The sequence below is a fragment of the Methylophilaceae bacterium genome (assembly GCA_018398995.1).
GTDB lineage: Bacteria > Pseudomonadota > Gammaproteobacteria > Burkholderiales > Methylophilaceae.
Map to the genome: position 1 here is coordinate 1,064,453 of CP073759.1, position 15,347 is coordinate 1,079,799.

16 protein-coding genes are annotated in these 15,347 nt (G+C 41.1%); 12 read left to right on the forward strand and 4 right to left on the reverse strand.

The features are described 5' to 3' along the window. Nucleotides 1-9: 9 nt before the first annotated feature. The 12 genes from KFB94_05520 (at nt 10) to glmS (ending at nt 11,411) form a co-directional block, all read left to right on the forward strand. Nucleotides 10-861: a ParB/RepB/Spo0J family partition protein gene (locus tag KFB94_05520; protein ID QVL44774.1), complete on the forward strand. Its 852-nt coding sequence runs from the start codon at nt 10-12 to the stop codon at nt 859-861. A 163-nt stretch (nt 862-1,024) separates the two neighbouring features. Then, complete coding sequence (locus tag KFB94_05525; protein QVL46582.1) at nt 1,025-1,369, forward strand: ATP synthase subunit I; 345 nt, start codon at nt 1,025-1,027, stop codon at nt 1,367-1,369. 6 nt (nt 1,370-1,375) lie between these two features. Then, entirely contained in the window at nt 1,376-2,281 is a 906-nt protein-coding gene (gene atpB / locus KFB94_05530) for a F0F1 ATP synthase subunit A (GenBank protein QVL44775.1), read from the forward strand. 63 nt (nt 2,282-2,344) lie between these two features. Continuing rightward, the gene (gene atpE / locus KFB94_05535) at nt 2,345-2,599 is read left to right on the forward strand and encodes a F0F1 ATP synthase subunit C (protein QVL44776.1); all 255 of its coding nucleotides are present in this window, start codon (nt 2,345-2,347) and stop codon (nt 2,597-2,599) included. Between the two features lie 75 nt (nt 2,600-2,674). After that, the gene (locus KFB94_05540; protein ID QVL44777.1) at nt 2,675-3,145 is read left to right on the forward strand and encodes a F0F1 ATP synthase subunit B; all 471 of its coding nucleotides are present in this window, start codon (nt 2,675-2,677) and stop codon (nt 3,143-3,145) included. A 3-nt stretch (nt 3,146-3,148) separates the two neighbouring features. Next, complete coding sequence (locus tag KFB94_05545) at nt 3,149-3,685, forward strand: F0F1 ATP synthase subunit delta (protein QVL44778.1); 537 nt, start codon at nt 3,149-3,151, stop codon at nt 3,683-3,685. A gap of 29 nt (nt 3,686-3,714) precedes the next feature. Then, the gene (gene atpA, locus KFB94_05550) at nt 3,715-5,256 is read left to right on the forward strand and encodes a F0F1 ATP synthase subunit alpha (protein ID QVL44779.1); all 1,542 of its coding nucleotides are present in this window, start codon (nt 3,715-3,717) and stop codon (nt 5,254-5,256) included. Nucleotides 5,257-5,291: 35 nt separating this feature from the next. Beyond that, entirely contained in the window at nt 5,292-6,161 is an 870-nt protein-coding gene (gene atpG, locus KFB94_05555; protein QVL44780.1) for a F0F1 ATP synthase subunit gamma, read from the forward strand. Nucleotides 6,162-6,213: 52 nt separating this feature from the next. Continuing rightward, a complete protein-coding gene (atpD, locus tag KFB94_05560; GenBank protein ID QVL44781.1) occupies nt 6,214-7,650 on the forward strand; it encodes a F0F1 ATP synthase subunit beta in 1,437 nt (478 codons plus the stop codon). 19 nt (nt 7,651-7,669) lie between these two features. Beyond that, nucleotides 7,670-8,092, forward strand: coding sequence for a F0F1 ATP synthase subunit epsilon (locus KFB94_05565; protein ID QVL44782.1), 423 nt, complete (start codon nt 7,670-7,672; stop codon nt 8,090-8,092). A gap of 108 nt (nt 8,093-8,200) precedes the next feature. Then, complete coding sequence (gene glmU / locus KFB94_05570) at nt 8,201-9,580, forward strand: bifunctional UDP-N-acetylglucosamine diphosphorylase/glucosamine-1-phosphate N-acetyltransferase GlmU (GenBank protein ID QVL44783.1); 1,380 nt, start codon at nt 8,201-8,203, stop codon at nt 9,578-9,580. 1 nt (nt 9,581) lies between these two features. Continuing rightward, nucleotides 9,582-11,411, forward strand: a complete 1,830-nt coding sequence (gene glmS / locus KFB94_05575; GenBank protein QVL44784.1) for a glutamine--fructose-6-phosphate transaminase (isomerizing) — start codon at nt 9,582-9,584, stop codon at nt 11,409-11,411. Here glmS and KFB94_05580 read toward each other — a convergent pair whose 3' ends face one another. The 4 genes from KFB94_05580 to KFB94_05595 form a co-directional block, all read right to left on the reverse strand. After that, entirely contained in the window at nt 11,412-12,212 is an 801-nt protein-coding gene (locus KFB94_05580; protein QVL44785.1) for an SDR family oxidoreductase, read from the reverse strand. 85 nt (nt 12,213-12,297) lie between these two features. Then, the gene (locus KFB94_05585; protein QVL44786.1) at nt 12,298-12,954 is read right to left on the reverse strand and encodes a thiol:disulfide interchange protein DsbA/DsbL; all 657 of its coding nucleotides are present in this window, start codon (nt 12,952-12,954) and stop codon (nt 12,298-12,300) included. Nucleotides 12,955-13,047: 93 nt separating this feature from the next. Continuing rightward, nucleotides 13,048-13,614 (reverse strand): SPOR domain-containing protein, encoded by a 567-nt coding sequence (locus tag KFB94_05590; protein ID QVL44787.1) that lies wholly within the window; start codon nt 13,612-13,614, stop codon nt 13,048-13,050. A gap of 51 nt (nt 13,615-13,665) precedes the next feature. Continuing rightward, nucleotides 13,666-15,324, reverse strand: a complete 1,659-nt coding sequence (locus KFB94_05595) for an arginine--tRNA ligase (GenBank protein ID QVL44788.1) — start codon at nt 15,322-15,324, stop codon at nt 13,666-13,668. Nucleotides 15,325-15,347: the final 23 nt, after the last annotated feature.

Sequence of the window (15,347 nt, forward strand, 5' to 3'; positions counted from 1 at the left end):
GAACACTTGATGGCAAAGCAAAAGGGATTAGGCAGAGGATTGGACGCATTATTGGCTGGCGACGAAGAAGCGGTTAATGGTGTTGATGGCTTACGTATGTTGGCTGTGGGGCAAATGCAGTCAGGTAAATATCAGCCACGCTCACACATGGACGAGGCGGCGTTACAAACCTTAGCTGATTCAATTAAGGTGCAAGGTATTATGCAGCCGATACTGGTTAGAGAAATAGCACCAGATCAATATGAAATTATTGCTGGAGAACGGCGTTGGCGCGCAAGTCAAATGGCTGGTTTGGAACAAGTGCCTGTTTTGATTCGTGAAATTGAAGATGAGTCAGCGTTGCAGATGGCATTGATTGAGAATATACAGCGTGAAAATCTCAATCCAGTAGAAGAGGCGCTAGGTATCAAGCGCTTGATAGAAGAATTTGCAATGACGCATGAAAAAGCGGCGCATGCCGTTGGACGTTCACGGGTAGCAGTCTCTAATCTGTTGCGACTATTAACATTAGCTAATGGCGTACAGAACCTGTTGATGGAAGCTAAGTTAGATATGGGCCATGCACGTGCATTAGTGGGTTTGGATGCTGCACAGCAAGTGATGCTAGCGAACAAAATTGTGCAAGAAAATCTATCTGTACGTGAAGTTGAGCATTTGGTGAAAAAAGGAGGCGTTAATGCGCAACCTAAAACGCCAAAAACCAATGTCAACCAAGACGTCATGGCATTACAAAATAGCTTGAGTGAAAAACTAGGTACAAGTGTCAGTATTGTTGCTAAAGCAAACGGCGCTGGCACTTTGAAAATTAATTATAGCAATCTGGATGAGCTTGATGAGATTATTAAAAAAGTTTCAAGTTAGTCTATGTCAGTTTTCATCAGGCAATAACGCTTGACTAAAGCAAGGGTTTAATTCAAAATCGCGGCTTTGCTAAAAGCCAAATTTTAAATTTAACTGTTTTTAGTCTATTTAAAATATGAATGATAAAGATACAGGCTTAAGCGCAAAAAATACTGTCGAAGAAATGTTGCGATTACAGTTGTCAGCAACTGTAGTTGTGGCACTTTTAGCCTTAGTGGTATCCGGAGTAAATGCAAGTTTGTCTGCACTGGCTGGTGGTTTATCAGTGATAATAGCCGCTTACATTGCTTCAAAAGTGGCTGTCAGTAAGCGGCAAGATGCAGTGTCAGTGTTAGGCAGTATGTTAAAGGCAGAACTCATTAAGATTTTTTTAATTATTTTGTTTTTATTTATCACGATTAAAGGGTTTAAAGCATTGGTGCCATGGGCATTGATTATAGGATTAGCGGTAGCGGCAATTATTTCTGGTGCCGCAATGGGCAAACGAAACAAACATTTAAAGATATAAATCATTATGGCAACAGAGCATACAGCAGAACACGCAACAGAACATTCGGGTGAAATGACCACTGCAACTGATTACATCAATCACCATTTAACTTTTAACGTGCAACCAGTAGGCGATGCAGGTCACAGCTTCTGGAATGTGATTCATTTTGATATGTTTTTTATTTCATTCGTGCTAGGTGCGTTGGTTGCCGGTGCGGTGTGGCTAGTAGCGCGCAAAGCAACCGCTGGGGTGCCAAGTAAAACGCAAGCCTTCGTAGAACTGATTTTTGATTTTGTTGATGGGCAAGTGAAAGGCATGTTTCATGGTAATCGCCATGTTTTTATTGCGCCCACTGCCCTTACCATTTTCTTATGGGTATTGGCCATGAACTTAATGGATTTGGTGCCGATCGATTGGTTCGCTAAATTCACTGGTTTGTTTGGTGATTCTCACGCGCCCTTCCGTCCTTTGCCGACTTCTGACGTCAACACAACATTTGCTTTGGCCTTATCAGTTTGGATATTAATGATTTTCTTCTCAATTAAAGCCAAAGGTGTTGGTGGTTGGATACATGAAATTTTTGGTGCTCCTTTTGGTATGCCAAAATTGTTTAAGCCTAAAACCTTGATGGGTGTAATAGGTTTAATAGCAAGTCCTTTATTATTCCTAGCAAACTTTATGTTCAACATGATTGAATACATTTCAAAACCACTGTCACATTCAATGCGTTTGTTTGGTAATTTGTATGCCAGTGAAGTCATCTTTTTACTGATCGGTTTATTAGCAGCAACGGGTATATCCGGTATGTTTGGTGCAGTAATTTTAGGTTCTGTCTGGGCAATATTCCATATTTTAGTGGTGCCGTTACAGGCATTTATTTTCATGATGATGACGGTTGTATATTTATCAATGGCACATGAAACACACTAAAATTGAGTTTAATGAAGTAGTTTTAGTTAATTAGTAAATCTTTAAATAAGAGAGGGTAACAAAATGGAAATGATTCAAGCATATACGGCGATTGGCATTGGTTTGATGGTTGGTATTGGTGCAGCAGGCGCATGTATCGGTATTGGTAACATGTGTTCTAGCTTCTTGGACGGTGCAGCTCGCCAACCAGAAATGATTCCAGAACTACAAGGTAAAGTGTTCTTATTACTAGGTTTAATCGATGCGTCATTCATTATTGCTGTTGGTGTGGCACTATTGTTTGCATTCGCAAACCCATTGTTAAGCGCAGTAGCGTAATTTTAAGATTGCTTAGTAGATTGGGTTGGTCGCTGGATTAACCCAAGTGATTAAGTTTTAAAACTTGGAGCAAACATGAACTTTAATTTAACGCTCATTGCACAGGCAACTACGTTTGCAATATTGATTTTTGTTATTGTCAAATTCGTTTGGCCACCGCTTTTAAAAGCAATTGAGGCGCGTCAAAAAGAAATTGCAGATGGCTTAGCGGCAGCAGAACAAGGCAGAAGTGCTTTAGAAAATGCATCTAAAAAATCAGATGTAACGCTAAGTGAGGCAAAGCAAAAAGCCAGCGATATTATTGGACAAGCGGAAAAGCGTGCCAACGAAATTGTTGAAGAAGCTAAAATCACTGCCAAAGCTGAAGCTGATCGCATCAAAGAAACAGCCAAATCAGAGATTGCACAAGAAGTAAATCGTGCAAAAGAAGGTTTACGTGCGCAAGTATCGGTATTGGCTATTTCTGGTGCTGAAAAAATCTTGCGTAAAGAGATTGATGCTAAGGCGCATACAGCTATTCTTACTCAACTAGCGGCGGAGCTATAAAACATGGCTGAAATTTCAACTATCGCGCGGCCCTATGCAGTAGCTGCTTTTAAGCTAGCCAAAGAGAAGAAAATGCTGGCTAAATGGTCAGAAATGTTGTCTTTGGCAAGTGCGATTAGTAGTGATGAGCAATTTGCTGCTTGTATTCATGATCCGAAAATGAGTGGCCAAGCATTGCAAGACGCTTTTTTAAAAGTATGTGGCAATCAACTAGATGCTGGTGGACAAAACCTCATTAAAGTCTTGGTTGAATATAAACGATTGTCTATTTTACCAGCGATAAGCAGTGCGTTTGAAACACTCAGAGCAGTCGAAGAAGGCACATTGGATGCACAAATTATTGCTGCAGTTAATCCAACAGCAACAGTAACAAAAGACATCGTCAAAAAGCTTGAGGCTAAGTTTGGTAAAAAAGTATCAGCTGAAGTGGTGGTGGATCCAGAGATTATTGGTGGTATGAAAATTATTGTGGGCGATACAGTGATTGATGCGTCCGTAAAAGGTCAGTTACAAAATTTAGCTTATTCGTTAACAGCGTAAGCAAGCGATAAAAACTTTAGGAGTTATTAATGCAATTATCTACATCAGAAATCAGTGAACTGATTAAAAGCAGATTAGACAACTTTGAGGTCAGCAATGAAGCGCGCACTCAAGGTACAGTCATCTCAGTAACTGACGGTATTGTACGTATTCATGGTCTTTCAAACGTCATGTCTGGCGAAATGATTGAGTTCCCAGGTAATACATACGGTTTGGCACTTAACCTTGAACGCGACTCAGTTGGCGCTGTGGTGTTAGGTGATTACGAACATATTACTGAAGGCGACATTTGTAAATGTACAGGTCGTATTTTAGAAGTTCCAGTTGGCCCAGAATTGATTGGCCGTGTTGTTAATGCATTGGGTCAACCGATCGATGGTAAAGGCCCTGTTAAAACAAAATTAACCGATAAAATCGAAAAAGTGGCACCAGGTGTGATTGATCGTAAATCAGTTTCACAGCCAGTGCAAACTGGATTGAAATCAGTTGACTCTATGGTGCCAGTTGGTCGTGGACAACGTGAATTGATTATTGGTGACCGACAAACAGGTAAAACAGCGGTTGCGGTTGATGCGATTATCAACCAAAAAGGCGAAAATATGACTTGCGTCTATGTGGCGATTGGTCAAAAAGCATCAACCATTGCTAACGTAGTGCGTAAATTAGAAGAAAACGGCGCGATGGAATACACCATTGTCGTGGCTGCAACTGCTTCTGATTCTGCAGCACTACAATTTTTGGCGCCGTATGCGGGTTGTACAATGGGTGAATACTTCCGTGATCGCGGTGAAGATGCATTGATTGTCTATGATGATTTGACAAAACAAGCGATTGCTTACCGTCAGATTTCGTTGCTGTTACGCCGTCCACCAGGCCGTGAAGCTTATCCAGGTGATGTGTTCTATATTCACTCACGTCTATTAGAGCGTGCTGCTCGAGTAAACGAAGAGTATGTTGAGAAATTCACTAAAGGCAAAGTAAAAGGTAAAACAGGTTCATTGACAGCATTGCCAGTGATTGAAACAGCTGCAGGTGACGTGTCTGCTTTCGTACCAACCAACGTGATTTCGATTACTGATGGTCAAATTTTCTTAGAAACAGACTTGTTTAATGCCGGTATCCGTCCAGCAATTAACGCAGGTATTTCTGTGTCACGCGTCGGTGGTGCTGCGCAAACTAAGGTAATTAAAAAATTAGGTGGTGGTGTTCGTTTGGCTTTAGCGCAATATCGTGAGTTGGCTGCTTTCGCGCAGTTTGCTTCTGATTTGGATGAAGCGACACGCCAACAACTAGACCGCGGTCGTATGTTTACTGAGTTAATGAAACAGGCACAATATGCACCTTTAAGTGTTTCCAACATGGCAGTCACTTTATTAGCGGCTAATAAAGGCTACTTCGATGACGTACCAACAGCAAAAGTATTGGCTTTTGAAAGTGGTTTGCATGGCCACATGAAATCTAAATACAAAAAACTAATGGATGCGGTAGAGAAAAATAAAGCAATGACCGCTGAAGAAGAAGCAGCAGTTGAAGATGCGATTAAAGATTTTAAAGCAACAAGCGCATATTAATCTCTAAAATAAGTATAAGACTTTAGGATAAAACAATGGCTGGTAGTAAAGAGATTAGAACCAAGATTAAGTCGGTAGAAAATACCCGCAAAATCACCAAAGCAATGGAAATGGTTGCCGCTTCTAAAATGCGTAAAGCGCAGGATAGAATGCGCGCTGCCCGCCCATATGCAGAGAAAATCCGAAATGTTGCTGCACATCTTTCCTATACACAACCGGATTACAAGCATCCATTTTTAATTAAGCGTGATTTAGTAAACAATGTGGGTTTAATTATTGTCAGTTCAGACAAAGGTTTGTGTGGCGGTTTAAATACTAATATGTTGCGATTATCTGTTAACCAAATGAAAACGTGGGAAACAGAAGGTAAAGGCATTAAAGTGACTGCGTTTGGTAACAAAGGCTTAAGCTTTATGACGCGTGTGGGTGCAGATATTCAATCTCACGCAACGGGTTTAGGTGATGTTCCACATCTTGAAACATTAATTGGTTCAATCAAAGTGATGCTGAACGCCTATGAGGCAGGTGAAATTGACCAGCTATTCATCTGTTATACCAAGTTTATTAATACCATGAAGCAAGAGCCCGTTATGGAACAATTGTTGCCATTATCGGGTGAAAAAATGGGTAGCCCAGAAGGCAATTGGGGCTATATCTACGAGCCTGATGCAGAATCAGTGATTGACGAATTAATGACACGATATATCGAATCATTAATTTATAGCGCCGTGGCAGAAAATATGGCATCAGAACAATCATCGCGAATGGTTGCGATGAAGTCTGCATCCGATAATGCGAAAACAGTCATTGGCGATTTAAAATTGGTATATAACAAGGCGCGTCAAGCTGCAATTACTAAAGAGATTTCAGAAATTGTTGGCGGTGCAGCAGCGGTTTCAAATTAAGATTTTATTTATATTAAAAAGTATCTGACTAAATATTGAGTTAGGAAAAAAGATGGCAAAAGCAAATCAAGCAGTAGTAGGTAAAGTAGTTCAATGTATTGGCGCGGTTGTAGACGTTGAGTTTCCACGTGATCAAATGCCAAAAGTATATGATGCATTGATTATTGATGATAAAGACTCACAAGCTGAAAAAGGCTTAACCTTAGAAGTGCAACAACAGTTGGGTGATGGCATTGTTCGTACCATTGCCATGGGTTCATCCGATGGTTTAGCACGTGGCACAGCGTTTAAAACAACAGGCTCACAAATTACTGTGCCAGTTGGTACAGGCACATTAGGCCGTATTATGGACGTATTGGGTCGTCCTATTGATGAAGCTGGTCCAATTGATTCTAAAGAACGTCGTTCTATTCACCAAAAAGCACCTGCTTTTGAAGAGTTGTCTCCATCTGTTGATTTGTTAGAAACAGGCATTAAAGTGATTGACCTCGTTTGCCCGTTTGCTAAAGGCGGTAAAGTTGGTTTATTTGGTGGTGCGGGTGTTGGTAAAACCGTTAACATGCTTGAGTTAATTAACAATATTGCTAAACAGCACTCAGGTTTATCTGTATTTGCCGGTGTGGGTGAGCGTACGCGTGAAGGTAATGACTTCTATCATGAAATGGCAGAAGCTGGCGTCATTAAACTTGATGACATGAAAGAATCAAAAGTAGCGATGGTATTTGGTCAAATGAATGAACCACCAGGTAACCGCCTACGTGTTGCGTTATCAGGTTTAACCATGGCGGAAAAATTCCGTGATGAAGGTCGTGATGTGTTGTTCTTCGTTGATAATATCTACCGTTACACATTGGCAGGTACTGAGGTATCAGCGTTGTTAGGTCGTATGCCATCAGCGGTGGGTTACCAACCAACATTAGCTGATGAAATGGGTAAACTACAAGAGCGTATTACCTCAACTAAAACAGGTTCTATTACATCTATCCAAGCGGTTTATGTGCCAGCGGATGACTTGACCGATCCATCGCCAGCGACAACATTCCAACATTTGGATTCAACTGTTGTGCTGTCACGTGATATTGCTTCTTTAGGTATTTATCCTGCGGTAGATCCGCTAGATTCATCATCACGTCAGTTAGATCCATTAATTGTTGGTGAAGAACATTACGAGGTAGCACGTAGCGTGCAACAAACATTACAACGCTATAAAGAACTACGCGATATTATTGCTATTTTGGGTATGGATGAATTATCACCAGAAGATAAATTAGCGGTGGGGCGTGCACGTAAGATTCAACGTTTCTTGTCACAACCATTCCACGTGGCGGAAGTCTTTACAGGTGCGCCTGGTAAATACGTGCCATTAAAAGAAACAATCAAAGGTTTTAAAGCGATTGTGTCAGGTGAATATGATCATTTGCCAGAGCAAGCTTTCTACATGGTTGGTGGTATCGAAGAGGCTGTTGAAAAAGCCAAAACTTTAAACTAAGTTTAATAGAGAGTTAATAATGGCAAATACAGTTCGTGTTGACGTAGTAAGCGCTGAAGAGGAAATTTTTTCTGGTCAGGCTGAGTTTATTGCAGCTCCGGCATCGGCAGGTGAAGTGGGTATTTACCCACATCATGCGCCAATGATAACAACAATTAAACCAGGCGCATTACGTATTAAGTTACCTGACACGGCAGAAGAAAATTTAATCTTTATATCGGGTGGTATGTTAGAAGTGCAACCTGGTTTGGTAACTGTGTTAGCAGATACAGCAATACGTGGTCATGATTTAGATGAAGCAAAAGCGTTAGCCGCAAAAGCAGCAGCAGAAGAAGCCATGAAAAATAAAGCTTCAGATATGGATTATGCAAAGGCGCAAGCAGAGTTAGCAGAAGCGGTTGCACAAATTCAAGCCATCAATAAATTACGAAAAACTAAGTAATATCAAAATAACAAAAAGCGGCTTTTAAGTCGCTTTTTTTATTAGTATTTGTTGCCTAACGTAAAGTGCAGTAAGCACTATTAAAAATAGTAGTAAAATAGATTACTTATGCAAAAAAAACCATTAAATATTCTGATTCTTGCTGCTGGTAAAGGGACGCGTATGCATTCCAGTCGGCCAAAAGTATTGCATGAAATTGGTGGACAGCCTATTTTATGGCACGTGATTAATGGTGCTAATCAGTTAAAACCCACCAAGATTATTGTTGTGTTTGGTTATGGTGGCGACCAGGTACAAAAAGCCATCCACCAACAAAACATTATCTGGGCAGAACAAAAAGAACAGCTGGGAACCGGCCATGCAGTTCAGCAAGCGCTACCGTATTTAGATGCTGAATCAAACACGTTGATACTATTAGGCGACGTACCGTTAATCAGTGTCACGGCTTGTCAAACATTGCTTGAACAAGCAGATAATCGACTCATCATACAATCATTCAAAAAATCAGACCCTTCTGGTTATGGCCGAATTGTGCGTAATGCTGCTGGATTGGTGAATGCTATTGTTGAACATAAAGATGCAACGCCAGCACAATTAGCGATTAATGAAGTCAATACTGGCATTATGGCCATGCCGACTAAGCATTTAAAAAATTGGTTGGGTCGATTAACTAACCATAATGCACAACAAGAATATTATCTAACGGATATTGTAGGATTTGCAGTCGCAGACCATGTACAAGTAAATGCAACTGTCATTGAAGACGAGTGGTCAGTAACAGGGATTAATAGCAAACAAGATTTGGCATTGATTGAACGTGTCTATCAACAACGGCAAGCTACGGCATTATTGCAAAAAGGTGTTACGTTATTTGACCCATTGCGTATAGATATACGCGGACATTTAGAAACAGCTAAAGAAGTGGAAATTGATGTTGGTTGTCTATTTGAAGGTGATGTAAGCTTAGGCGAAGGTGTAAAAGTTGGTGCGTATTGTGTGATCAAGGATGCCACGATTGGTGCTGGAACGGTAATTGCACCGTTTACGCATATTGTAGGCACAACAATTGGCCAGAATAATAAAATCGGGCCTTATGCAAGATTACGCCCAGGCACTATATTAAGTGACGATACCCATGTAGGTAATTTTGTTGAGCTTAAAAATACCCAAGTGGATACCGGTAGCAAAATTAATCATTTAAGCTATGTGGGTGATGCAACCGTTGGCAAACAAGTCAATATAGGTGCTGGTACAATTACTTGTAACTATGATGGCGCTAATAAATTTAGAACAGTGATTGAAGACAATGTATTTGTTGGCTCGGATAGTCAATTAGTAGCACCAGTCACTATTGGTCAAGGTGGCACCATAGCCGCTGGTTCAACGATTACCAAAAATACGCCAGCTGAGGCACTGACTTTATGTCGTGCCAGAGAACAAAAATCAATTGCTGGTTGGAAGCGACCAGTTAAAGCAAAGAAAGAATAATATGTGCGGCATAGTAGGCGCTGTTGCAAAAAAGAACGTCGTTTCAACGTTAATAGAAGGGTTAAGCCGACTTGAATATCGTGGTTATGATTCTGCAGGCATTGCTATTTTAGATGGCAACATTAAACGCGTACGTGCAGTTGGTCGCGTCAGTGAGATGCAAGCGAAAGCAGAAAGTGAACACTTATCTGGCTTGGTAGGTATTGGACATACACGATGGGCAACCCATGGCGGTGTAACTGAAAGTAATGCACATCCACATGTTTCAAGAGATCAAATTGCGGTTGTGCATAACGGTATTATTGAGAATCATGATGAGCAACGTGAACGTTTAATCGCCTTAGGTTATACCTTTACTTCGCAAACAGATACCGAAGTCATTGCCCATTTAATTCACTATTATCATGAAAAAGGTGAGTGCTTACTATCGTCTGTAAAACTCGCCATTAAAGAGTTATCGGGTGCTTTTGCGATTAGTGTTATTTCAGTAAAAGAATCGGATAGCATGATTACCGCTCGACAAGGATGCCCATTACTGATTGGATTAAGTGAAGAGGCAAACTATATTGCATCGGATGTTTCAGCTGTTTTATCACAAACGCGCCAAGTGATCTATTTAGAAGATGGTGATGTGGCCCAAGTAAAAGCAAACGGCGTTGTAATCTGGGATAAAACAGATGTAATAGTCAAACGTGAAGTGCATGTAAGCGATGTTTCATTAGCCAGCTTGGAGCTAGGTCCGTATGCACATTTTATGCAAAAAGAAATCTATGAGCAACCACGTGCATTAACGGATACCATAGAAGCATTAATTGATGATGCAAGTTTCTCACCTGCCTTATTTGGCGATGGTGCTAAAGCGGTTTTTGAGCAAATAGACAGTGTGTTAATACTGGCAGCGGGTACTAGTTATTACGCTGGCCTAACCGCTAAATATTGGCTAGAAAGTATTGCAGGCTTACCAACCAATGTAGAAATTGCTAGTGAATATCGCTATCGCGTATCAGTGCCTAATCCCAAGCAATTGATTGTGACCATTTCGCAGTCTGGAGAAACACTAGATACAATGGAAGCCCTTAAACACGCGCAAAGTTTAGGGCAGCAACTGACATTGTCTATTTGCAATGTACAAGAAAGTGCACTTCCACGTGCTTCAACATTGGTCTTTTACACGAGAGCAGGTGCAGAAATAGGCGTTGCCTCAACCAAAGCGTTCACAACACAACTGGTTGCATTATTTACATTAGCGACTGTGCTCGGAAAACAACGTGGTTTAATCGATAAACAGCAAGAAGCGGCCTACTTAGATGCGCTACGTCACCTACCTGTCAGTGTGCAGTATGCCTTGAATTTAGAGCCGCAAATTAGAGAGTGGGCAAAGGCTTTTGGCGATAAAGAACATGCTTTATTTTTGGGTCGTGGCGTCCATTATCCAATCGCATTGGAAGGCGCGCTAAAACTAAAAGAAATTTCCTATATTCACGCAGAAGCCTACCCTGCTGGTGAGTTAAAGCATGGCCCATTGGCATTGGTTGATAGTAATATGCCGGTAGTGGTGATTGCACCCAACGATACTTTGTTAGAAAAAGTAAAATCTAATATGCAAGAAGTGAAAGCGCGCGGTGGCGTGTTGTTCGTGTTTGCAGATGCCGATAGCCACTTCACTGAATCTGAGGGCGTACACGTTATTCGAACGCCACGGCATGTTGGTGTACTTTCACCAATATTACATACTGTGCCTGTGCAGTTATTGGCTTATCATGTTGCTTTGTTAAAAGGCACAGATGTTGATAAGCCTAGAAACTTAGCTAAGAGCGTGACCGTAGAATAGTTACAGCCAATCCCAATCTGTTCTTTCTTTATGTGGTGCGTTGCGCATCAGCCAATCCCAAACAACAGGCGGAATAAAGCGTAGTAATTTCGCTAACCAACCCATTTGCCAGGGAATGACAATAAAGCGACGTTTATGCGCAATGGCTGCGATACATTGTTTGGCAAAGCAATCAGCCTCCATCAAAAATGGCATTTTATATGTATTGATACTAGTCATCGGGGTGCGTATATAGCCCGGCGCTATTGTAGTGACGTTAATGCCATACTTTTGCATCTCAACTCGCAAGCTTTCTAGATAAGTGATTACAGCAGCCTTACTAGCGCTATAAGCACCTGCACCGGGTAAGCCACGAATGCCAGCAACACTAGCAATCCCGACAAGCTGTGTTTGCCTAGCTTTTGAATTTTGCATCGCGGTGATAAAAGGGCTAAATGTGTGGACCATGCCCATTAGATTGATATCGATAATCGCTTGAAAAGCAGTGATATCTGCTTCATATTCAGTCAGTGTGCCGCGACTAACGCCAGCGCTTGCAATCACAACGTGGGGTGCGCCGTATTGCAGCATAAAATCTTTTGCGGCTGAATTAAGCGCATTGCTATCTCGCACATCAAGCGCATAAATAGTACAAGTTGTATGATGGACAGATTCAAGCTCTTTTGCTATTGCTTGCAAGGCTGATAATTGTCGACCGACTAAACCAAGCACCAGCCTATCGTTAGCATAGCGAATAGCATATTGGCGAGCTAATGCCAGGCCAATGCCACTTGATGCGCCAGTAATAAATATTGTTTTCATGTAACTAAAAACCCGCTAAGCAATTGCTATAGCGGGTAAAGTTATTTGAGTCTAGAAGGCAACGCAATTTTATTAGTTGCCTTGATTACTTTTTTGTAGGTGATTTCTGCTTAGTTGCGCGAATATTGCTCACAATATAGTCGACAACTTCTAGTGCTTTTGTATTACCGCCAGCCATAGTGCCAGAAGTGATGTATTTACCATCTATCATTAAGCTAGGCACGCCTGTAGCTCCTGAAGACCGAAACACTTGCGCTGCGCGTTTAAGATTAGTGCTGACTGTAAACGAATTGAACGTATCTTCTACTTTTTTACGATCTAAGCCACTATTGCTGGTAAGCCAGTTAAGGGCTGCTTTTTGATCAGTAGGATTCAGAGATTTTTGCTTATGGATGGCTTCAAAAAGTTTATTGTGTAATTGATCAACAATACCCAAAGCTTCCATGGTGAAATACGTTTGCGCCATCGGTGTCCAACTTGGATTAGGCAGGCCAGGCATACGCTTAAACTGCACATCATCTGGTAACTGTTTGAGCCAAGCATGTAAAGGCTGTTCCATATGATAGCAATGTGAGCAGCCATACCAAAAAATTTCCATCACTTCGATTTTGTTATTGTTTTCTGTTGCTACTGTTTGTGCTACAGCATCGAAATCTTGTCCAATTTGTGGTGCAGCTAACAAGGGGGTGCTAATACTCATCGTGCTGAGCAATAGGGCGAAAGCAAGCCATAACTTTTTCATTTTTTATCCTAATTTTTTGGTTGAGTAAATGATTTATTCAAATAACGTATAACAGACAATAAAAGATGACGATTAATTCCGTCATCATGTTAACTAGTCTGCATTCATTTCAGTTTCTACCTTAATGAGATCAGCGCCAAAGCCATTGGCTAACAATTCTTTACGAACATTATTAATGGCTTCAATATCGCTTAAAGGACCAACGCGCACGCGATGCCATGTGCCTTGTTCTGCTATTGTTGCTGTTTGTACAATTGCCTCAAAACCTTGTAAAGCTAGTTTTGCTTTAAGGTTGTCTGCATCATCTTCATTTTGAAAAGAGCCAACTTGTAAGAAATAATCTTCTTTTTTAGTTGTCACATTGGTTTGTTTTATCTCTTGCTCTGTTACGGTACTTTCTGTTTTAGGCAAGATGGTATAAAAATCAAGCTTATCTTTAGAATCTGCCTTCTCTGTACTCTCTTCGTCTTCAACTGGCTCAATTAACGGTTTAATGGATGTCGAGGTCTTACTATCACGAAAAGGGCTAGTATCACCTTGAATATACATTGTTAAGGCCACTGTAATCATAATGCCGAATAAAAATCCGACAAGAAACCCTGTTAAAAAGGGATTGCCATTATTGGTATTACTTGATCTGGGTTTATAGTCTTTACTCATGATATTGATCCATTAATAATTACACTTTACTGAGGTGATGTCTAAACGCGCTTACATCTGTATGGGGGCACTAACGCCAAGTAAATCTAATCCATTTTTTAACACATGCCTAGTTGCAGTGATTAATGCCAGTCGTGCAAGTTTAGTTGACGCATCATCAACTAAGAATTTCGTATCATTGTAATAACCATGTAGCTCACTTGCACACTCTTTTAAATAGTTAGCCACCATGTGCGGTGCTAACTCATGCGCAGCGCTAAGCACAATATCTGGAAATTCACTTAACTTTTGCATAAGGATAGTTTCGCGTGCTGCAGTCAATATGCTTAAATCGACAGATGCAAGTGTTGCAGTATCGCCATCCCACTGAGCGAGCACACTACAAATACGTGCATGTGCATATTGAATGTAATACACTGGATTATCATTGGTTTGTGCACGGGCAAGATCAATATCAAACACCAATTGTGAATCAGCACGGCGCGCTGCCAGAAAGTAGCGCGTTGCGTCACAACCGACTTCTTCGATTAAGTCACGCAAAGTGACGTAGCTACCCGCACGCTTAGAGAGTTTGACTTCTTCACCACCACGCATCACGGTGACCATCTGATGTAACACATAATCCGGCCAACCTTTTGGAATACCAATGTCCAACGCTTGCAACCCAGCTCGCACTCTAGTAATTGTACTATGGTGGTCAGCGCCTTGCTCATTAATCACTTTTGTAAATCCACGATTCCATTTATCGACATGATAAGTAACATCGGGGACAAAGTAAGTATAGCCACCCTCTTGTTTGCGCATCACACGGTCTTTGTCATCATCAAAATCGGTCGTGCGCAACCAAAGCGCACCCTCTTCTTCATAAGTATGGCCGCTGTTGATTAATGCTTGAACGGTTTCCTCTACCTTGCCAGAAGCATACAATGCGCTTTCTAGTGAAAATACATCGAATTGGATTTGAAATGCACGCAAATCTAAATCCTGCTCATGGCGCAAATAAGCCACACTAAAATGGCGAATAGATTCTAGATCTGATAAATCACCTTTTGCCGTCACTTTAATATCATCTGCCACGACTGTTTCTTTGGCTAAATAGGCTTTTGCAATATCTGCAATATATTCACCGTGATAACCATTTTCTGGAAACTGATCATCATTTGGTGCAATGCCTTGGGCGCGAGCCAAAACCGATTTTGTTAGATTATCAATTTGCGCGCCAGCATCGTTATAATAAAACTCCCGAGTGACATTCCAGCCATTTGCTGTTAGTAAACGTGACAAACAATCACCAACAGCGGCACCTCGGCCATGACCCACATGCAGCGGTCCTGTTGGATTAGCAGAAACAAACTCGACTTGTACTTGTTCACCTTTACCAGTTTGATTATATCCATACTGCTCACCAGCTAGTAAAATTGTTTTAACAATATCGTGCTTAGTGTTGGCGGCTAAATAGAAATTAATAAAACCTGCACCAGCGACTTCCACTTTCTCAATCTGCTTATTTTCTGGTAATGCTGCAATCAATTGCTCAGCAATCGCGCGCGGATTTTGGCGCAATGGTTTTGCTAATATCATCGCCAGATTACATGAAAAATCGCCATGAGCCGCGGATTTTGGGCGTTCTAAAATAATATTGATACCAGCAGTATCGGCAACCAAGGTTTTAGCCGCATGCAAGAGTAGGTCTGAGATAATATCTTTCAAGGTCGTTTCTTAAAAATAAGCTG